Source organism: Streptomyces spiramyceticus, from assembly GCF_028807635.1.
In the GTDB taxonomy this organism is placed as follows: domain Bacteria; phylum Actinomycetota; class Actinomycetes; order Streptomycetales; family Streptomycetaceae; genus Streptomyces; species Streptomyces spiramyceticus.
In genome coordinates this window covers 1,381,625-1,401,590 of sequence record NZ_JARBAX010000002.1, presented here as the reverse complement: position 1 = coordinate 1,401,590, position 19,966 = coordinate 1,381,625, and the positions used below count along the sequence as shown (strand labels likewise).

The 19,966-nt window shown below is 70.9% G+C and carries 15 protein-coding genes and 1 pseudogene; 5 read left to right on the top strand and 11 right to left on the bottom strand.

The features are described 5' to 3' along the window. Nucleotides 1-62: 62 nt before the first annotated feature. From PXH83_RS29750 to PXH83_RS29735, 4 genes are all read right to left on the bottom strand, one after another. A complete protein-coding gene (locus PXH83_RS29750) occupies nt 63-1,169 on the bottom strand; it encodes an acyl-CoA dehydrogenase family protein (RefSeq protein ID WP_274564528.1) in 1,107 nt (368 codons plus the stop codon). After that, entirely contained in the window at nt 1,166-2,395 is a 1,230-nt protein-coding gene (locus tag PXH83_RS29745; RefSeq protein ID WP_274564526.1) for an acyl-CoA dehydrogenase family protein, read from the bottom strand. The genes PXH83_RS29750 and PXH83_RS29745 overlap by 4 nt, the downstream gene beginning before the upstream one ends. Continuing rightward, on the bottom strand, nt 2,392-3,360 hold the full coding sequence (locus PXH83_RS29740; RefSeq protein ID WP_274564525.1) for an NADPH:quinone oxidoreductase family protein: 969 nt from the start codon (nt 3,358-3,360) through the stop codon (nt 2,392-2,394). The genes PXH83_RS29745 and PXH83_RS29740 overlap by 4 nt, the downstream gene beginning before the upstream one ends. A gap of 308 nt (nt 3,361-3,668) precedes the next feature. Then, nucleotides 3,669-6,338, bottom strand: coding sequence for a glycoside hydrolase family 84 protein (locus PXH83_RS29735; RefSeq protein WP_420803264.1), 2,670 nt, complete (start codon nt 6,336-6,338; stop codon nt 3,669-3,671). Nucleotides 6,339-6,506: 168 nt separating this feature from the next. Here PXH83_RS29735 and PXH83_RS29730 point away from each other — a divergent pair, with 168 nt between their 5' ends. Further along, on the top strand, nt 6,507-7,421 hold the full coding sequence (locus PXH83_RS29730) for an SDR family oxidoreductase (RefSeq protein ID WP_274564524.1): 915 nt from the start codon (nt 6,507-6,509) through the stop codon (nt 7,419-7,421). 220 nt (nt 7,422-7,641) lie between these two features. Here the strand turns inward: PXH83_RS29730 and PXH83_RS29725 are convergent, their stop codons facing one another. The 4 genes and pseudogenes from PXH83_RS29725 to PXH83_RS29710 all read right to left on the bottom strand — a co-directional run bounded on the left by PXH83_RS29725 (nt 7,642) and on the right by PXH83_RS29710 (nt 10,376). Continuing rightward, on the bottom strand, nt 7,642-8,475 hold the full coding sequence (locus tag PXH83_RS29725; RefSeq protein WP_274564523.1) for an enoyl-CoA hydratase/isomerase family protein: 834 nt from the start codon (nt 8,473-8,475) through the stop codon (nt 7,642-7,644). 57 nt (nt 8,476-8,532) lie between these two features. Then, nucleotides 8,533-9,291, bottom strand: coding sequence for a PIG-L deacetylase family protein (locus PXH83_RS29720; RefSeq protein WP_274564522.1), 759 nt, complete (start codon nt 9,289-9,291; stop codon nt 8,533-8,535). Beyond that, nucleotides 9,263-10,009: an ABC transporter permease gene (locus PXH83_RS29715; protein ID WP_274564521.1), complete on the bottom strand. Its 747-nt coding sequence runs from the start codon at nt 10,007-10,009 to the stop codon at nt 9,263-9,265. The genes PXH83_RS29720 and PXH83_RS29715 overlap by 29 nt, the downstream gene beginning before the upstream one ends. Continuing rightward, nucleotides 10,006-10,376: pseudogene (locus tag PXH83_RS29710) on the bottom strand (hypothetical protein). Before PXH83_RS29710 ends, PXH83_RS29715 begins: the two are co-directional and overlap by 4 nt. 140 nt (nt 10,377-10,516) lie before the next feature. Between PXH83_RS29710 and PXH83_RS29705 the strand changes: the two are divergent. Further along, nucleotides 10,517-11,092: a TetR/AcrR family transcriptional regulator gene (locus PXH83_RS29705; protein WP_274564519.1), complete on the top strand. Its 576-nt coding sequence runs from the start codon at nt 10,517-10,519 to the stop codon at nt 11,090-11,092. 142 nt (nt 11,093-11,234) lie between these two features. Then, entirely contained in the window at nt 11,235-13,931 is a 2,697-nt protein-coding gene (locus PXH83_RS29700) for a SpoIIE family protein phosphatase (protein WP_274564518.1), read from the top strand. 9 nt (nt 13,932-13,940) lie between these two features. Here the strand turns inward: PXH83_RS29700 and PXH83_RS29695 are convergent, their stop codons facing one another. Then, entirely contained in the window at nt 13,941-15,998 is a 2,058-nt protein-coding gene (locus PXH83_RS29695; protein WP_274564517.1) for a SpoIIE family protein phosphatase, read from the bottom strand. Between the two features lie 199 nt (nt 15,999-16,197). Here PXH83_RS29695 and PXH83_RS29690 point away from each other — a divergent pair, with 199 nt between their 5' ends. Further along, nucleotides 16,198-16,671, top strand: a complete 474-nt coding sequence (locus tag PXH83_RS29690; protein WP_274564516.1) for an Hsp20/alpha crystallin family protein — start codon at nt 16,198-16,200, stop codon at nt 16,669-16,671. Between the two features lie 51 nt (nt 16,672-16,722). On the opposite strand, the gene PXH83_RS29685 is transcribed toward PXH83_RS29690, so the two are convergent. Beyond that, nucleotides 16,723-16,863 (bottom strand): hypothetical protein, encoded by a 141-nt coding sequence (locus PXH83_RS29685; RefSeq protein ID WP_274564515.1) that lies wholly within the window; start codon nt 16,861-16,863, stop codon nt 16,723-16,725. Between the two features lie 137 nt (nt 16,864-17,000). Between PXH83_RS29685 and PXH83_RS29680 the strand changes: the two genes are divergently transcribed. Then, nucleotides 17,001-17,393: a DUF2267 domain-containing protein gene (locus PXH83_RS29680; RefSeq protein ID WP_274564512.1), complete on the top strand. Its 393-nt coding sequence runs from the start codon at nt 17,001-17,003 to the stop codon at nt 17,391-17,393. Between the two features lie 45 nt (nt 17,394-17,438). Here PXH83_RS29680 and PXH83_RS29675 read toward each other — a convergent pair whose 3' ends face one another. Beyond that, on the bottom strand, nt 17,439-19,871 hold the full coding sequence (locus PXH83_RS29675; RefSeq protein ID WP_420803263.1) for a SpoIIE family protein phosphatase: 2,433 nt from the start codon (nt 19,869-19,871) through the stop codon (nt 17,439-17,441). Nucleotides 19,872-19,966: the final 95 nt, after the last annotated feature.

The window sequence follows — 19,966 nt, the reverse complement described above, 5'->3', positions numbered from 1 at the left end:
ACTGTTATTGCGAATCGGTCGCAATTAAACAGCATGTAGAGGGGTGCTCCAGGACGTGCCCCTTACCGAGGCCCTCGCAGGTCAACGAGGTCGGCGAGGACCTCTTTGTGCCGCCCGGGCGAACCCAGCACGATCTCATCGGACTTGGCCCGCTTGAGGTACAGGTGCGCCGGGTGCTCCCACGTCATCCCGATGCCGCCGTGCAGCTGTACGCACTCCTCGGCCGCGCGCACCGCGACCCGCGAGCAGTACGCCTGCGCGAGCGCGACCGCGAGCGGCGCGTCCGTGCTGCCGGTGGCCAGGGCGTCGGCGGCGTTACGGGCGGCGGCCCGCGCCGAGACAACCTGCAGCCACAGCTGTGCCATACGGTGCTTGAGCGCCTGGAACGAGCCGACCGGGCGGTTGAACTGCTTGCGGTCGCGCGTGTAACGGACGATCTCCTCCAGGCACCACTCCGCGATCCCCAGCTGCTCGGACGCGAGCAGTCCGGCCCCGGCGAGCAGCCCGCAGCGTACCGGAGCTTCGGCCGAGGCGGCGATCCGGCGGCCGCGTGCCCCTTCGAGGGTGACGGCGGCGAGCGGCCGGGTCAGGTCCAGCGGAGTGAGGGCGTCCACGCTCACGCCGTCCGCTCCCGTCTCCACCGCGTAGAGACCGTCCTGCGCCGGTACGAGCAGCACCGTGGCGGCGCCCGCGTCGGCGACGCCGGTGATACGTCCCACGAGCAGGCCGTTGCCGTCCGCCTGTACCACGCCGGAGGGCGCGGCGCCCGGTGCGGCGGACAGCGGGACGGCGAGCACCGCGACCGTACGGCCGCCGGCCAGCGCGCCCAACAGCTCCGCGACGGCTGCGTCCTGCGTATCGCAGGCCAGCAGCGTCTCGGCGGCGATGACGGCGCTCGTGAGGTACGGCGCCGGGGCGACGCTGCGGCCCAGCTCCTCCAGCACCACCGCGGCCTCGCGGTGCGTGGCGCCCTGGCCGCCCAGCTTCTCGGGCACAAGCAGCCCTGCCAGGCCCATTTCGGTGGCGAGGGAGGCCCACAACCGCTGGTCGTACGGGGTGTCCGACTCGATGCGGGCGAGGACGACGGGAGCGTCGCAGCGGTCGGCGAGCAGGGACCGTACGGCTGCGCGCAGGTCGTTCTCGGCCTCGGAGTACAGCAGATCGCTCATCGAGCCAGGTCCTTCCAGGCGATGTCCTTGTCGCTGCGCGGCTCCGTCGGGAGGCCGAGCACGCGTTCGGCGACGATGTTCAGCAGCACCTCGCTCGTACCGCCCTCGATGCTGTTGCCCTTCGACCGCAGGTATCGGTAGCCGGCGTCGCGTCCGGTGAAGTCGACGAGTTCGGGGCGGCGCATGGTCCAGTCGTCGTACAACAGCCCTTCCTCGCCGCGCAGTTCCACCTCCAGGCCGCTGATCTCCTGGTTGAGGCGGGCGAAGGCCAGCTTCATGCCGGAGCCCTCGGGGCCCGGCTGTCCGGCCACGAGCTGCTGGCGCAGCCGCTCACCGGCGAGGCGTGCGACCTCCGCCTCGATCCAGAGGTCGAGCAGGCGCTGGTGCAGGTCGTGGGTGCGCAGTTCGGGGCGTTCGCGCCAGGTCTTCGCGACGGGGCCGATCATGCCGCCCTCGCGCGGGATGCGGGAGCCGCCGATCGAGACGCGCTCGTTCATGAGGGTGGTCTGCGCGACCTTCCAGCCCTCGCCGACAGCGCCGAGGCGGCGGCTGTCGGGGATGCGTACGTCGGTGAGGAAGACCTCGTTGAATTCGGCCTCGCCGGTGATCTGGCGCAGCGGCCTGACCTCGACGCCGGGGTCGGTCATGTCGCACAGGAAGTACGTGATGCCCTGGTGTTTGGGCAGGTCGGGATCGGTGCGGGCGATGAGGATGGCCCAGCGGGCCACATGGGCGCTGGACGTCCAGACTTTCTGCCCGTTCACGACCCAGCTTCCCCCACTCTCGGCTTCGCTCGAGCGGGAGGTGCCCCCACCGTCCCGTACGGCCCGTGTTCCCAGCGCCGCGAGGTCGGAGCCCGCTCCCGGCTCGCTGAACAGCTGGCACCACACCTCCTCGCCGACCCACAGCGGCCGCAGCAGGCTCTGCTTCTGCTCGTCCGTACCGAAGCGCAGGATGGTCGGCGCGGCCATGCCGAGGCCGATGCCGATGCGCCGCGGGTCGTTGTCAGGAGCACCCGCCGCTTCCAGCTCCGCGTCCACTACGGCCTGGAGGGAGCGGGACACTCCGAGTCCGCCGAGTCCTTCGGGGTAGTGCACCCAGGCGAGTCCGGCGTCGAAGCGGGCCTTGAGGAAGTCCGTACGGTCCGTGGTGGCCGGCGGGTGTGCGGCCAGCAACTCCCTGGTGAGGCGGCGCACTTCGGCGGCGTCGGTGAGCTTGTCCGTCATCGGGCCAACCCTTCCGGTACGACGACCACGCGTCCGGTGGTCGTGCCGTCGGCGACGCGCTGGACGGCGTCCGCCGCGTCCTTCATGGCCACCCGCTCGCTGACCAGCGGCTTGATGGCGCCTTCGGCGGCCAGCCTGGTCAGCTCCTGGTGGCAGGCGAGGATCGCGGCCGGATCCTTGGTGTTGTAGAGGCCCCAGTGCAGGCCGACGATCGAGTAGTTCTTGACCAGGGCGTGGTTGAGCCCGGGCGAGGGGATCGCTCCGCTCGCGAAGCCGACGATCACGATCCGGCCCTCGAAGGCGATGCACTTCACCGACTTGGCGTACGCGTCGCCGCCCACGGGGTCGTAGACGACATCGGCGCCGCGCCCGCCGGTGGCCTCCTTGACCTTGGCGACGATGTCCTCGCTGCGGCGGTCGATGACCAGGTCGCAGCCGAGTTCGCGGGCGATGCGCGCCTTGTCGGGGCCGCCGACGACACCGATGACGGTGGCGCCCGCCGCCTTGCCGAGCTGTACGGCGGCGCTGCCGACACCGCCGGCGGCGGCGTGCACAAGCAGGGTCTCGCCCGCCTTGAGGTGCGCCCTGCGGTGCAGCCCGAACCAGCCCGTCTGGTAGCCGATGTGCAGGGCGGCCGCCTCGGCGTCGTCCAGCGAATCCGGGGCGGGCAGCACGGTGGCCGCGTCCACGGCGACGTACTCGGCGAAACCGCCGTGCGGCAGCGCCGGGTTGGCGATCACGCGGCGGCCGTCCTCGGTCTCGCCGCAGATCTCGACGCCCGGGGTGAAGGGGAGGGGCGGCCGGATCTGGTACTGGCCGCGGCAGAGCAGGGCGTCGGGGAAGTTGATGTTGGCGGCCAGCACCTTGAGGAGGAGCTGCCCTTCGCCAGGCGTGGGTTTCTCGACCTCGTCGAGCCGCATCACCTCGCTCGGCTCACCGTTCTCGTGCACACGCCATGCCTGCATCTGAGGTCCTCCGCAACACCGTAGGCCGTACCCGCTCGGCGCATACTAAGCGGTCGCTTGCCGCGAAGGGAACACCCGGCGGGGAGTCTTTCCCCACCCCGCCCCTTCCCGGCTGTGACATGTGCGGCTGCCGCCGCGGGGGGCTCCGCCCCAGACCCCGGTCCTCAATCGCCCTACGCCCTGCGGGCGTGGGGGGACCCCCAGAAGGGCGTCCGGGGGCCTGGGGGCCTGCCCACACCACGCGGCGGCAGCCGCAAAATGTCACAGCGGGAAAGAGGCGGGGAGGGGAACAGCGCCGCAGGCCACCCCTACCGCACAACCACCTCCGCGATCACCGGCGCACCCGTACCCGCCGCCCAGAGCAGCCGCACATCAGAGACCGGCGCTCCCCCAACCCTGAACTCCCCATATGACCTGCGGAGTTGGCCGACCGTACGCCACGCACCATCCTCCCCCCGCACCTGCACCGCCGCCCGCGCCGTCCCGCCCTCCGACTGGAGCACCGTCACGGACTTCACCGCCCGAACCCCGCCCAGCGCCACCTGGAGCGCCTCGCCGGGCTCGGGTGCGCGCGCCGCCCGGTAGGCGGTCCCGACGTCCCCGTCGGCCGCAGCCCGCAGGCTGCTGCCGGTCGCAGCGGGCGGGCCACCGGACACCGCCGCGTCCAGCGTCTCGACGCCGAATTCCCGCACCACCAGCCAGTTCGTCTGGCCGGCCGTCGCCCGCGCCCGTACATAGCGCGCCTTCGTCCCGGCCGGAGCCGTCGCCTCCACGGTCGGCGTACCGGAGAAGGCGCCGAGCTGCTCCCAGCTGGTCCCGTCGGACGAGTACTCCAGCACTCCTTGGCGCAGGTAGTCGTTGACGCTGCCCGGCTTGGCCATGGCGAGACTGATCCTGCCGATCTCGCGCTCCTTGCGCAGGTCGACCGTCACATGGTCACCCGCCCTCACCGCGCGGCTGCTCCAGAAGTACGTCGTGTTGTCGCCGTCGAGCATCCGCGAGATCGCGTTGCCCTGGTACGTACCCAGGCTGGTGAGGCCCTTGATGCTGCCGGTCACGCCGAGCAGCCGGTCGTGCTCGGCGGCCGCGTCCTCGATGAACTTGTCGAGCACGCCGTCACCCACGACCACCGGAATCCTGCGCCCGTCCAGATCGGTGTAGGTGAAGGACTTCGCCGTGGCGACGAGCCCGGGCAGCCGCTGCCTCAGCTTCCACGCGTCGGCGCCCTCGCCGTCGCGCGCCTCGCCGACCAGCCGCAGCGCGGCGCGGGTCGCGACGCCCCAGGCCTCGGCAGCGTCGAGCCAGGGCTCGCTGTCGGTGATGAACTCCCGCTCGGAGATGCGCTCGCGCAGCACGTCGGGGGACATCTGGAGGTCCTCCAGCGCTTCGTCCAGCTCCTCTTCGTCTCCCGACTGCCAGAACCGGGCGATGTGGGCCTCCAGGTCAGGCGCCTGTTGCGCATTGATGCGGGAGCTGTAGTTGACGTCGGAGAAGATCCGCAGGGCTTTCCCGGTCCGCCCGTCTCCGTCCGCGTACTGGGAGATGGCCGTCTGCCAGGACCTGAGCGGGTCGTAGGCGTCGTCGTTCCACGTGTAGTCGGCGACCGTCATCAGCGGGATCTTGGAGGCGTACGCCTGGTTCATCGGGTTCGCGGTGATGCCTGCTCCGAGCTGCGCGGGCATCCCTGTTTCCCGGCCGTTGTACGGGCCGAGCAGCAGCCGGTTGGTGACGTAGTCGTTCACCGGGTAGTTGTCCCAGAGCAGTATCGGGTGCGCGAACACATCACGCGCCGCCATCGCCTGCGACACCGTGATCACCGGCGCAATGACGCCGACACCGGTCCATTCGACCACCACGTCCTCGTCGAGGTGCTCCGCGAGGACGTTCTTGTACGGGGACGGGGTGACGTTGTAGTACTCCGTCGGCACCATCTGGAGGGGCGCGGCGCCCGGGTGGGTGGCGATGAAGTCCCGGTTGACCCGGTTCAGGAGGTACGCCTGGGCGGCTCCCGCGGCGGCCGCTCCCGTACCCCACCTGTCCTGGTCGGCCTGGCAGTTCCACTTGGTGTAGCTGATGTCGTCGAGCGGGACGGCGTACGTGCGGATGCCGAGGTCCCAGACTGTCCGGAACTTGTCGGTCAGCGCCTTGATGTCGGCCTCGGAGCTGTAGCAGACGGAGAGTCCGGGCGACAGCGCGTAGGTGAACTCGACGTGGCGGGCGCGGGCCCGGTCGACGAGCTCCTTCATCTTCGCGAGCTGGGCGGCGGGATACGGCTCCCGCCACCTCTCGCGGAGATACGGGTCGTCCTTCGGCGAGTAGACGTAGATGTTCATCTTCTGCTCGCCGTAGAAGTCGAGCTGGTCCAGGCGTGCGGCGTGGGTCCACGGGATGCCGTAGAAGCCCTCGATGACACCGCGGGTCGCGGTGCCAGGCCAGTCGCGGACCTCGATGCCCTCGGCCTTTCCGCCGGGACGGTCGCGTCGAGGCAGTACCTGGCGCAGCGACTGCGCCGCGTAGTACGTACCGACGGCGTCCTTGCCCGCGAGTGCGATGCGGCGCTCGCCGATGCCCAGGACGTAGCCCTCGGCGGGAAGTTCCCCGGGACCTTCGATGCCGAGGGCGGCCAGTGCGCCCGCGGTCTGCGGGGTCTCCGCCGCTCCGCCGACGTACACGCTGAGCCTGCCTTCGACGGGACGTTCGCCGTGTACGACCCTGTCCACGCCGGCGTCGAGCAGCGCCTGCCGGGTGACGGCGAGGGCCGCGGTGTCGGCCCCGGCGCCGGCGATGAGCGTCACGGCGCGCGTGAGAACGGCCTGGTCCGCGCGTTGCGTGAGGTCCTGCGGGGTGGGGGTTATCACGGGGTCGGATCTTCGGACGCTGTCTTCCGCCGGGTCGGCGGCGGCCCCGACGGCAGGAACACCGAGTACGAGCGAGAGAGCGGTAGCGAGCATGGCGAGGCGGCGCAGGCGGAGCGTCACACTTCCTCCAGGAGTCCCCGTTGAACACCGTGGGCATTCGCGCATCACAACGCACAGAATCCACCAGGGACCTGACTGACTGTCAATGGCGCGCTACGCCAATGCGTCATTTCAATAAGTTCCGCTTGGCCATTCAGCTTTGCGGTGGATGGCTGTATCGATGCGGCCATGACAGAGCCGAAGAAGACGGCCGGAGCGGCCTCCGGTCTTCCCGGCCCTCCGCCGACCGGCGCGAGCGCGCTGCCGCCCGGCACCTACGAGGGCAGCACTGTGCTGGTGACGGGCGGCGGGACGGGGCTCGGCAAGGCGATCGCGGCGGAGTTCGCGCGACTCGGCGCGGATCTGGTGATCGCGAGCCGCAGCGCGGAGCATCTGCTGCCTGCCCGGGAGGAACTGGCCGCGATCGGCTGCGGCGGCCGGGTCTTGGCCGCGGTGTGCGACATCCGGGACCCTGAGCGGATCACCGAGGTCTTCGAAGCGGCCGAGGCGGCGTACGGCCTGCCGGACGTCCTGGTCAACAACGCGGCGGCCAACTTCCCCGTGCCCGCGGAGGACATGTCGCCGAACGCGTGGCGCTCGGTCGTGGACATCACGCTCACCGGAACCTGGTTCATGACGCGCGAGTTCGCCCGCCGCCATCTCGCGGCCCGGACGCCGGGTTCGATCGTCAGTGTGGGTGCCTCGTACGCGTGGACGGGCGGCCCGGGCTTCGCGCACAGCGCGGCTGCCAAGGCGGGCGTACAGAGCCTCGTCGAGACGCTGGCCGTCGAGTGGGGCCCGTACGGCATCCAGGTCAACGGCCTGGTGCCGGGCCTCGTCCCGCACGACGACATGACGGAGGCCATACGCGGCCCGCTCGACGGGGTACGGGAGAAGGATGCGCGGCAGCCGGCCCTGAGGGTCGGGCAGCCGCGAGAGGTGGGCTGGGCGGCAACGTTCCTCGCGTCGCCGTACGCCAGGTTCATCACCGGCCACACGCTGGTGGTCGACGGCGCGAACTGGCAGCGGCGGAGTGTGGTGAGCGCGCCGGTGGTGCCGGTGCGGGAGCAGTTGGGGAGGGGTGCGTTCGGGGGTGGGGGGTAGCGGGGGTGGCCCTGCGGGGCGTTTCCCCTACCCGCCACCTTTCCCGAAACTGGGGGCAAGCCCCCAGACCCCCGGGACGCCCTTCGGGCGTCGTGTCCTCAAACGCCGGACGGGCTGTTCAGCCGTCCGGCGTTTGAGGACCGGGGTCTGGGGCGGAGTCCCAGCTTCGGGAAAGGGCGGGTAGGGGAAACGCCCCGCAGGGCCGGCCGCCCACCCACCCCTACCTCCCCCCGAAATCCGCGCTGCGGCGAGCCGCCTTCGCCGCGTACCCCTCCCGCGCATCCTCCGAGGTCAGCGTGAGCGCCGCCGTCATCGCCGCCCGCTCCAGCGCCCCCGCCATCGCCGCGTCCGCATAGGCGTCGACAGCACGCTTGATGCCCTGGACCGCGAGCGGCGCGTTCGCCGCGATACTCGCCGCCGTCGCCCGCGCAGCGGCGGCCAGTTCGCCCACCGGTACGACCTCCTGCACGAGCCCCAGGCGTTCCGCCTTCGCCGCGTCAATACGCCGCCCGGTCAGCGCAAGGTACTTCGCCCAGCCCGCCCCCGCGTCCCGCGCGATGCGCAGATCGCCGCCCGCGTCGACCGCGACCCCGAGCTGCGCCTCGGGCAGTGCGAAGACCGCGTCGTCCGCGGCGATCCGCAAGTCCGCCATGAGGGCCAGCTCGAAGCCGAAGCCCAGGCAGTACCCCTGCACGGCCGCCACGACGGGCTGCGGGAGACGGGCGAAGGCGGCGAATCTTTCGTGTGCCCAGCGGATGCCTTCGTAGTAGTTACGCGTCCGCTCGGCCCCGGAGCGGCCCGTGATCCCGCCACCGGGCGCCGTGACGTCGATACCCGCGCAGAAGGCCCGCCCCTCCGCCCGCAGCAGCACCACTCTCACCGTGTCGTCGAAGCGGATACGGTCCGCCATGAGGCCGAGCTGACGCGTTGACTCCCAGCTCCAGGCGTTGAGCCTGTCCGGCCGGCAGAGGGTGAGGACGCCGATGCCGTGCTCGACATCGAGGCGCATCCGCTCCTCACCCTCGGCCACCTCCGTGCCAATGGTGTCGATCACAGCACCGCACCCCTCCCCCACTCCTGACTATGCGTCAGGAAGAGTACGGGCCGGGGCTCAGCGGTTGAAGACCTCGAACGTGACAGCAGGCGTTCCGCCGAAACGCGGCGCCGCCGCCTGCGCATGGCGACTCAGGAAAGCGCGGCAGTACGCCTCGGGGTCCTCGTCCGTCAACGCCTCGATGTAGGCCCGGTGTTCGAGCAGGGACTGCACGCCTCGCTCAAGCCCCGGCGTCGCGTCCACCGCGTGCGTGGGCGTGGCGGAGCCCGCGACCGCGACCCAGCGCACCCCGTCCCACGGTGCGAGGCCCTGCTCGGTGAGCTCGGGGAAGATCCACCGGTTCCCGGCGTCCCCGGCCGCGTCGAGAACGGCGCGGCCGACGGCCCGGTGGTCGGGGGTGTTCCACGCGATGCCGCCCCACGTGTCGCGGTGGTTGAGGGTGATGACGAGCTCGGGGCGGTGCTTGCGGATGGCGGCGGCGATGTCGCGGCGCAGCCCGATCCCGTACTCGATCACGCCGTCCTTGTGGTCGAGGAACTCGACCGCGCTCACGCCGACGACCGCCGCACTGGCCCGCTGCTCCTGCTCGCGCAGCGGCCCGCACTTGGCGGGCTCCAGGCCGTCGATCCCGGCCTCACCGCGAGTGGCGAGCAGATACGTCACTTCGCGGCCGCCGTCGGTCCATCCCGCGATAGCTCCGGCGCACCCGTATTCGAGGTCGTCCGGGTGCGCCACCACGGCCAGGGCGCGCTGCCAGTCGGAGGGCATCGGTTGAAGTTGAAGCTGCTCAATCGGCTGTGCCGGCTCGGTCGTCATGCGCGCAGGATAGTAGGCAGCGAAACGGCCCATGTGTGGTGACTCGTACAGTCGCGGCCCGTGTGCGCCCGGCCCCGCCGCTTCCAGCGTGGCGTACATGATCCGGTTCGAGCAGGTCAGCAAGGTCTACCCGGACGGCACCACGGCCGTCCACGACCTGTCCTTCGAGGTGGCGGAGGGCGAGCTGGTCACCCTGGTCGGCGCCGCCGCCGACCAGCGCCGCGATGGTCGCGGTCGCCACCAGCTGCACGGCGGCGATCCGCACCCCGGTGAGGATCAGCGGCAGCGCGAGCGGAAGCTCGACGCGCCACAGCAGCTGGCCGCCCGTCATGCTTATCCCCCGGGCCGCCCGGACGATGTCGCGGTCGACGCCGCGCATGCCGACGTATGCGTTGGTAAGGAGCGGCGGTACGGCGAAGAGGACCAGCGCGATGATCGTCGGCCAGTCGCCGTACTCGCCGATGGGAGTGAGCAGCAGGAGCACGAGGACGGCGAAGGTCGGCACGGCGCGGCCGACGTTGGAGATGTTGACGGCGAGCGCGCCGCCCTTGCCCAGGTGGCCGAGCACGAGTGCGACGGGCAGTGCGATCAGGCAGCTGATCAGCAGGCAGACGACGGTGAGGAAGAGATGCTCGCCGAGCCGGGCCCAGACGCCGCTCTCGCCCGACCAGTTGACGGAGCTGGTGAGCCAGTCCCAGGCCTCGGAGAGGGTGTTCACGCCCGCGCCTGCCGCAACCAGGGGGTGAGCAGCCGCTGCACGCCGAGCAGCAGGATGTCGGCGACGGCGATGACGACGCACAGGACGGACGCGGTGAGGACCTGGGCCTTGAAGTACGTGTTCATGCCGGTGCAGATGAGGTTTCCGAGGCCGCCGTGGCCGACGATCGCGCCCATCGCTTGCGGCGGGCGGCGATGGCGAGGGGCACGGCGAGCACAAGGCCCAGGAGGACGGAGACGACGGTCAGCTGGAGGTGCTGCGCGACCGCGTCCAGGCGGATCTCGCTGCGCGTCGAGAGGTATTCGCCGCAGATCCACTCATTGCGCGCGAGGCAGTCGTCCGGGGCGCGGTCACCCGTCCATTGCAGCCCGGGGGCGGGGGCTGCCGCGCGTATTGGTGGACTGTTCGGGGTGCTCGCACTCCACTGTTCGGGGTGCTCACCCGCCGGCGTTGAAGCACTATGCTTGCAGTGGTCTATGCGTAGTGCAACGAGCGGAGTACTCCCCCATGGTGCGCAGGAACGACGAGCGAAGGGCGGCCCTCGTCGACGCCGCCATCGAAGTACTGGCCAAGGAGGGTGCCCGAGGTCTGACCTTCCGGGCGGTGGACATCGAGGCCGCCGTGCCCACCGGAACCGCCTCCAACTACTTCGCCAACCGCGACGACCTGCTCACCCAGGCGGGCGCCCGCGTCTACGAACGGCTCCAGCCCGACGAAGCGACCATCGCGCGCCAGCGGGCAAGCGCACCGGACCGGGAGACGTACGCGCTGCTCATGCGCGAGGTGGTGGGCCGGGTCAGTGCCTTCCGGACCGGCTATCTGGCGCTGCTCGAACTGCGCCTGGAGGCCACCCGGCGCCCCGAGCTGCGCGCGGTGCTGACCGAGCGCGTGCGTGCCGACGTCGACGCCAACGTGGCCTATCACGAGGCTTCCGGCCTGCCCGGCGACGCGACCGCGGTCCGGCTGCTGTACCTGGCGTTCAACTGGCTCATCGTCGAACAGCTCACCCTGCCGGGGGTGTTCTCCGAGGCCGAGCGCGATCAACTCGTCGCGGCCGCGGTCGAGCGCATCGTGACGCCGTAGCCCGGCCGCCGATCCGCCCGCCGACTCGGCTGCTGAACCGCCCTGCCGAGGCGGCCGTCCTGTTCTCACCCACCCCCCGACGGCCGACCGGTGCTACAAATGACAACGTGGTCGATCGTTTCAACCCGTGCCGGGCGCGTTGGTGCGTTCACTAGCCAGGAAGCGCCGCCGAAGCGTCGCCGGACAGGTCTTCGTCCTCCAGGTGGCGGTCGTGGTGCTGCTCGCCGCCGGTGCCGTGCTGGCCCTGGTGCTCCAGTCGCGCTACGACAGCGATCGTGAGGCCCGTACCCGGTCGGTGGCAGTCGCGGAGACGTTCGCCCACTCGCTCGGGCTCCGCGAGGCGCTCAGGGCCCCCGATCCGTCCAAGCTCCTCCAGCCGCTCACGGAAGAGACGCGCAAACGCGCGGGCGTCGACTTCATCGTGGTGATGGACACCCGCGGAATCCGCTACACGCACCCCCAGCCCGACCGCATCGGCAAGCGGTTCGTCGGCACGATCGAGCCCTCCCTGGCGGGCCGGGTGCACACCGAGAGCGTACGAGGGCCACTCGGCCGCGAGATACAGGCCATCGTCCCGGTGACCTCCGACGGCCGGGTCGTGGCACTGGTGTCGGCCGGTCTCACGGTGAAGAACGTCACCGGTGTGGTCGACCGGCAGCTCCCGGTCATCCTCGGGGTCAGCGCGGCCGGCCTGGCCGTGGCCACCATCGGCACAGCACTGGTCACCAGGCGGTTGCGGCGCCAGACCCACGGGCTCGGAGCCCTTGAGATGACCCGTATGTACGAACACCACGACGCGGTCCTGCACGCCGTACGAGAGGGCGTTCTGATCACCGACGGCGAGGGCAGGCTGATGCTCGCCAACGACGAGGCCAGGCGGCTGCTCGACCTTCCGGCCGACGCGGAGGGACGGCACATCCGGGAACTGCCCGGGCTCGATCAGCACATGGCCGGCCTCCTGCTGTCCGGCCGGGTGGCCACGGACGAGGTCCTCGCGGCCGGGGACCGGCTGCTGGTGGTGAACCAGCGGCCGACGAAGCCCCACGGCCACGCAGAGGGGGCCGCGGTCACCATCCGCGACTCCACCGAGATGCGCGTCCTCACCAGCCGGGCCGATGCGGCGCGCAGACGGCTGAAGCTGCTGTACGACGCCGGTGTCGGCATCGGAACCACGCTCGACGTGGTGCGGACGGCCGAGGAACTGGCGGATGTCGCCGTACCCCGGTTCGCGGACTTCGTGACCGTCGATCTGGCGGACCCGGTGCTCCACGGCGACGAGCCGGCCGGCACCGTCACCGGCGCCGACATCCGCCGTACGGCAGTCAGCGGGATCCGCGACGACCACCCTCTCTACCCGCGCGGCAAACTGATCGACTTCGTCCCCTCCACCCCGCAGGCCCGCGGCCTCGGCAGCGGCCAGGCCGAACTGGTACCCGACCTGGCGGACGCGCCGGGCTGGTTCGCCCAGGACCCGCCACGGGCGCAGCGCATTGTCGAGTACGGCATCCACTCCCTCATCACGGCCCCTCTCAAGGCACGCGGCGTCGTGCTGGGAGTGGTCAACTTCTGGCGCTCGCAGAAGCAGGAACCCTTCGACGACGACGATCTGTCCCTGGCCGAGGAACTGGTCGCGCGGGCCGCTGTAAGCATCGACAACGCCCGCCGCTACACCCGCGAGCACGCCGTGGCCGTGACGCTCCAGCGCAGCCTGCTGCCGCGCGGCCTGCCCGAGGAGAGCGCCGTCGAGGTGGCGCACCACTACCTGCCCGCGCAGTCCGGGGTGGGCGGCGACTGGTTCGACGTGATCCCGCTGTCGGGCAGCCGGGTCGCTCTCGTCGTCGGTGATGTGGTCGGCCACGGACTGCATGCCGCGGCCACCATGGGCCGGCTGCGCACGGCCGTGCACAACTTCTCGTCCCTCGACCTGCCGCCCGACGAGCTGCTCGCCCGTCTCGACGACCTTGTGCAGCGCATCGATCACAGCGAGGACGAGAACGGCGACACCGACAACGGCATGCTGGGCGCCACCTGTCTGTACGCCGTCTACGACCCGGTGTCCCAGCGCTGCGTCATGGCACGGGCGGGACACCCGCCGCCCCTGGTGGTCAGTCCCGACGGGACGGTGGAGGTCCTGCAGCTGCCGACCGGACCGCCGCTGGGGCTCGGCGGTATGCCGTTCGAGGCCGCGGAGCTGCACCTGAGCGAGGGCAGCCAGCTGGTGCTCTACACCGACGGGCTGATCGAGGACCGCACCCGTGACATCGACAAGGGACTGGAGTTGCTGCGCACCGCTCTGAGCCATCCCGACCGGCCTCCGCAGGAAAGCTGCCGGGCGGTTCTCGACGTACTGCTGCCGACTCGCCCGCGGGACGACGTGGCCCTGCTCATCGCGCGGACGAGGGCACTGGGCGCTGACCGCGTCACCGAGTGGGATGTGCCGTTCGAGCCGAGCGCGGTCGGTGCCATGCGGGCCGTCGTCGTGGAGAAGCTGGATGAATGGGGCCTGTCGGCTCTCGCCTTCGGCACCGAGCTGATCCTCAGCGAGCTGATCACCAACGCCATCCGCTACGGCTCCGCGCCGGTCCGGATGCGGCTGCTGCGCGACCGCACACTGACCTGTGAGGTGTCCGACGGGAGCAGCACCTCGCCGCATCTGCGTTACGCCGCCACCACGGACGAGGGCGGACGCGGGCTCTTCCTGGTGGCGCAGCTCAGCCAGCGGTGGGGTACGCGGTACACACCGGCGGGCAAGGTCATCTGGGCCGAGCAGCCGTTGCCGGGCTCCCCGGGAGCCTCGGAGACCGAGCTCCTGGACTTCTTCGACATCGAACCTCTCTGATGCGAGGGTTCACGTCCGCAGGGTGCGGGCCAGCAGCACCGCCACGTCGTCCTGCGCGGAGCTGGGCAGCAGGTGTTCGAGGATGCCGTCACAGAGAGCTTCCAGCGGCTGTTCGCGGTGTCTGAGTGCCTGCGCGAGCCGGTCCATGCCTTCGTCGAGGTCGCTGTCACGGGATTCGATGAGGCCGTCGGTGTACAGGACGAGCAGGCTGCCGGGGGGCAGCGGCACCCGCTGGGTCCGGAAGTCCTGACCTCCCGTGCCCAGCGGCACGCCCGGCGGGCCGTCGAGGAACGTGACCCCTCCGCCGGCCGTGGCCACGGCCGGCGGAGGGTGTCCGGCCCTGGCGACGACGCACTGGGCGGTTGCCGGGTCGTGGACGGCGTAGACGCAGGTCGCCATTTCGTCCTCCCCCAAGTCGGCGACGACGGCGTCGAGGGAGCACAGCATCCGGGCAGGGGGGATGTCGTGCCGGGCGAGCGTACGTACCGCGGTGCGCAGTTGTCCCATGACGGCCGCCGCATGGATTCCGTGGCCCATCACATCCCCGATGACCAGGCCGGTTCTGCCTTCCGGCAGTGGGATGACGTCGAACCAGTCGCCCCCGACTTCGTGGTCGCTCGCGGGGAGGTAACGCCCGGTGAGTTCGAGTCCGGTGACATCGGGCAGAAGGCTGCTCGTCAGGCTGCGCTGCAGGGTGAGGGCCGCCTCACGCTGCCTGGTGTACATCCGCGCGTTGTCGATGTTCAGCGCCGCACGGGCGACCAGCTCGTCGACGAGTACGCAGTCCTGCTCGTCGAACGGCTCCCGGGTACGGAGCCGCGTCACCACGACCGCGCCGAGCACCGTCCCCCGCGCGACCAGGGGGATCAGCCGCGCGGAGCCGAGGGTCGTGAGGTAGTCACGCAGTCTGCCGGCGCCGGGGTCGGTGATCAGCGCCGGGACGTCCGACTGGTACAGGTTCATGGGCAGACCGTCGGCGATGACCCGCTCGTACACCGAGGCGGGCGGGATCTGCATCGTCATTCCCGGCGCCAGTTTCGCCGTGGGGGCGGACGGATCGGGGAAGACTGCCGCAATCCTGCGGACGATGCCATGGGTGGACGCGGCGGCCTCGTCCGGTTCCAGGACCTCTTCCAGCAGTTGTACGTCGGCCGAGTCGGCGAGCTGCGGCACGAGCAGCTGCACCACCTCCTCGGCGGTCTGCCGCAGGTCCAGGGTGGTACCGATCCGGGTGCCGGCCTCGGCGAGCAGGGCGAAGCGGTGCCGGGCCCTTTCGGCCTCGATCTGCGCCTGCTGGCCTTCGGTGATGTCGATGAGGGAGGCGATCAGTCCCAGTCTGCGGCCGGCGCTGTCGAGCAGCGGGGCGTAGGAGCAGGACCAGGTCCGGTCGCGATCGGGGTCGGCGGCGGTCCGGCCCGTCCGGCGGGCGTCGACGACGGGCGTGCCGCGGTCCAGGACCTGCCGCATCATCGCCTCCAGCGCCGTGGCGTTGACGCCGGGCACCACATCGGTCAGGCGCTTGCCCAGGTGTTCGGCGGCGGAGACACCGTTCATCCGGGCGAGGGCATCATTGACCCGCAGGAACCGCAGGTCCGGGCCGAGCGTGGCCAGGCCGATGGGTGACTGGGTGAAGAGGCTCTCAAGGGCGGCCAGCGAGTCCCGCATGTGCAGGACCTCGGAGGTCTCGACGGCGATCAGCAGCGTGCCCGCCCGTCCCTGCGGGTCGGCGGCGGGGACGATCCACATCTCCATCGTCACGTAGTGGCCGTCGCGATGCCGCACGGGCAGGGTCCCGACCACGGTCTCGCCCGCCTGGACCCGCCGGGTCAGCTGATCGGCCAGTTCCCGGTTGGCGTCGGGGACCAGCAGGGGTGTGGCACGGCGGCCGATGACGTCCTCGGGCTGATGGCCGAGCAGGTCGCGGGCGGCAAGCGACCACTCCGTGATGCGCCCTTCCGCGTCTTCTCGCCACAGCGCGATGGGAAGCAGTTCGCGGAGCACACCCGCGTACCCGACAACCGCCGGGGGCTGCCCCGGCGCCTCGCCCGCCGACTGGTGTGTGTCCAACGCATCGACCTAACCCCGGGAGGGCGCATTTCCTACAGAAACACCTTATCCGAGGCGTCAGTACGGGGCGCTTCGCCGGATCCCGGGCCGGACGGGATGAGAGCGGCATTTCTGTTTTGGCTGCCCTGCGGCCGGTTACCCGCCTGACACAGACATGGGCGTGAGACAGCAGTGTTGGGAGACAGCCATGGCATTGCCGATGCGACGTGGAAGCAGCGCCCCGGAGCGGCGTCGGCCCGTCTGGGGAGCGATGGACCCCTTCGGCGAATTCGAGAACATGTGGAGCGAGATGGGCAGGCTTCTGGAGCAGGCCGCGGCGCCTGTCGGCACGGCGGCGTGGCTGCCGATGGCCGAGGAGGAGGAATCGGAGGACGCTTACATCGTCCGGGCGGAACTGCCGGGCATTCCCGCGGAGAACGTGGACATCGAGCTTGAGGGCAACGAGCTGTCCATCACCGGCGAACTCGGCGAGGAACACCGTGGCAAGGTGCTGAGCCGCCGGACCGGGAAGTTCTCGTACCGCACCAGCCTGCCGGGCGGTGCCGACAGCGAGAACATCGACGCCGACCTCACCGACGGCATCCTCACCGTGCGCATCCCGAAGGCCGAGGAAGGAAAGCGCCGCAAGATCGCGATCGGTGGACACCGCGAGGAAGGCGGCGAGACGGCGTAGTCGGGGCCCGGCCGGTGAGCCGCAGGGTTCGGGGCCCGGGGGCCGCCGACCTCAGTCCGTCTCCGGGTCTTCGACCTGGTACGTCCTGGTCCAGGACTCTCCGCACCGGCAGCCGAACTGCTCCACGAGTTCGCCCTCGTCCGAAACTGCCATGCCTTGATTGAGGCGGACGTGCACATGCTGCTTGGTCATAGGGATCACTCTTCGCTGTGGGCGGATCCCTGACGGGATCGTCCCTCATGGTGTGCATATGTCGCCCCGTACACCAATGACGCAGGTCACAATCCCCTCGCCCCCAGGGCGGAGGAACACGAGTGAGGAGGAGAGCCATGAGGTATGACGAATTCCTGGCACGCGTACGGGAGCGCGGCGAGTACGCCAACCAGGACGAGGCCGCGCAGGTCACCGCGGCCGTACTGCAGGTTCTCGCCCACCGCATCACACCTGGTGAGGTCAAGGACCTCGCGTCGCAGCTGTCCGGGCCTCTGAAGGAGGCACTGGAGATCAATGGCGACCGGCGGGCCGAGTCCTACGGCGTCGAGGAGTTCTGCCGGCGGATCGGCGAGCGCACTGGAGCACACACCCGCACCGCCCAGTGGGATGCCAGCGCCGTCCTGAGCACCCTCGCCGACGCCGTCTCCCCGGGAGAGCTGAACCAGGTCATCAGCCAGCTTCCCTCGGGGTACGCCGTCCTGTTCGGAAAGCCCGACCTCAGCGACTAGAGCGGCTGAGACTGGACGCACGGCCGCCACCCGCCAATCCAGGTGTCAGGGGGCGGACGGGGGCAGCGGGGTTTCGGCCCAGACCTGTTTGCCGCCGCTCAGCGGTACCGAGCCGTAGGACGCCGAGACCGCCTCGACGAGCAGGATGCCGCGGCCGCCGGTGGCGTCCCAGTCGACTATCGCGGGTTTGACGGGCGTACGCGGCGACGAGTCGCTCACTGCCACCCGGAGGCGGCCGCCGGCGAGTGTGAGGTCGAGGCGCACCTGGCCCTTCGTGTGTACCAGGGCATTGGTGACCAGCTCGGAGACGATGAGCAGGGCCGCGTCGCGCTGCTCCGCCACGTTCCAGGTGCGCAGGGTGCGGGAAGTGAAACGGCGGGCGTGCGCGACGGCGTCGGGGAGCCGCCACACCGTCCAGGCGGCCCGGAGCGGCCGGTCTCCAATTCCGTCGTAGCGCAGGAGCAGCAGAGCCACGTCGTCGTCGCGCCGGTTGGCGCCGCCGAGCAGTTCATCGGCCATCCGCCCGGCATCGGACGGGTCGGCGGTGGAGAGTACGTCGCAGACGCGGCGCATGCCCTCCTCCAGGTGGAGGCTGGAGGACTCGACCAGGCCGTCCGTCAGCAGGGTCAGCACCGCACCGGGGGCCAGGGCGACCGCGGTCATCGGGAACTCGGCCTCCGCGAGCACACCCAGCGGAGGCCCGCCTTCCAGCACCAGCTCCTCGGTGCCGCCTTCGGGGGTGCGCAGCAACGGCGGCAGGTGCCCCGCCCGGACGCACCAGGCGTTGCCCTCCTCCATGTCGATGGCGACGTAGCAGCAGGTGGCGAAGAGGTCGGTCTCCATGCCGACGAGCAGGCGATTGGCGCGGGAGACGACCACGTCCGGCGGGTGGCCCTCGACGGCGTACGCCCTGATCGCCGTACGCATCTGGCCCATGATCGTGGCGGCGCCGGCGCTGTGCCCCTGTACGTCCCCCACGACCAGCGCCACATGGTTTTCGGAGAGCGGGATCACGTCGTACCAGTCGCCGCCCACATCGAGGCCCACCGTCGCCGGCAGATAGCGGGCGACGGCCACTCCCCCGGGCAGCCGCGGAAGCTTGCGCGGAAGCAGGCTGCGCTGGAGCATCGTGGCGAGCTCGTGCTCGGCGTCGAACGAACGGGCGCGCACCAGGGCCTGCCCCACCAGGCCGGCGGTCGCGGTGAGCAGGGACCGTTCCTCGGGGCCGAACTCGTGCGGCTCGTCCCACCCGACCAGGCACACGCCGACCACTCGCCCTTCGGCGGGGAGCGGCAGCACGGCGAGACCGCCGGGGCCTACGCCCGCGAGGCCCGGTTCGAGGGCGGAGCCCGCCGTCCACAGGCTCGCGCGGCCCTCGCGTACCGCGGCCTTCAGCGTGGGCAGGGCGCCGACGGGCGCATCGGGCCACTCGGAACGCCATTCGGACCGCCAGAGCTCCGGCCAGGCATCGGCCTCCGGCGGGTCGAGGACCGTAACCACCAGCCGGTCCGCTTCAAGTCCGGCGAGAGCCACCCGATCGGCTCCCAGCGGATCGCGCAGCGCGGCTACCACCGCCCTGCTGACGTCCCGCACGGCCGTCGCACCGGCCAGCGCGACGGACAGCCGCTGGACCATGGAGACCTCGTCGGCGCTGGGCCGCAGATTCGAGGCGTCGGCGACCACACCGAGCAGCCGCTCCGGCTTGCCCCCGCCGTCCGCCAGCAGCCTGCACCGCAGGCGCAGCCAGCGCAGTTCGCCGGTGGGGCGGCGGACGCGGAACTCCAGTTCCCGGCCACCGGAGGCCATATGGCCCGGCTCCACGATGGACATGAGCGCGGGCAGGTCGTCGGGGACGGTGTGTGCCAGCAGGGTCTCGACGCGTCCGTCGAAGTCGCCCCAGGGGATGTCGACGAGGTCGAGTACGTGGCCGTCCGCGTCGATCTTCCCGCTGCTGAGGACCAGGGTGAAGGAGCCGACATTCAGACATCCCAGGGCAGGGCCCAGTACCGGCCGGGGCTCGGTACGGCCGATGATGTGGGTGCTTGGTTCGCCGACCGCTTCGAGCCATGCGGTGACGTGGTCGGCGTAGAGCTCCAGGAAGTTGCGCCGTTCGGCGTCGAAACCGTGGCCGGCGTTGTCCACGACGACCAGGCAGCCCAGTGGACGGCCGCTGGTTCGGAGCGGCAGTGCGCCCAGCGAGACGCCGACGGGCAATTCCTCCCCGGGGCTCTCCTCACGGATCGCCTCAATGGTCCGGTTGTAAGCGGCCAGCTCCGCCGCGTTCAGCCACAGGGGCCGCCCGGCGCGGAAGGCGTCCACGACGGGGGCACGACCGGACAGCGGGTAGCTGGGCGGCAGCCCGTACAGGGCACCGGATTCTCCGGCCCGTTCCGTCAGTCGCAGGCTGTCGTCCCTCTTGTCCAGCACATAGACAGCTGTCAGCGATGCCCCGCCGAATACCCGCATCTGCTCTCTCACAGCCCGCAGCGCCCCCGTAGACGAGACCACTGTCTTCGCACCGGCAGAGCCGCCCTCCGAGATGGCCTGCCCACCTCTTGACGCGCACCCTGCCA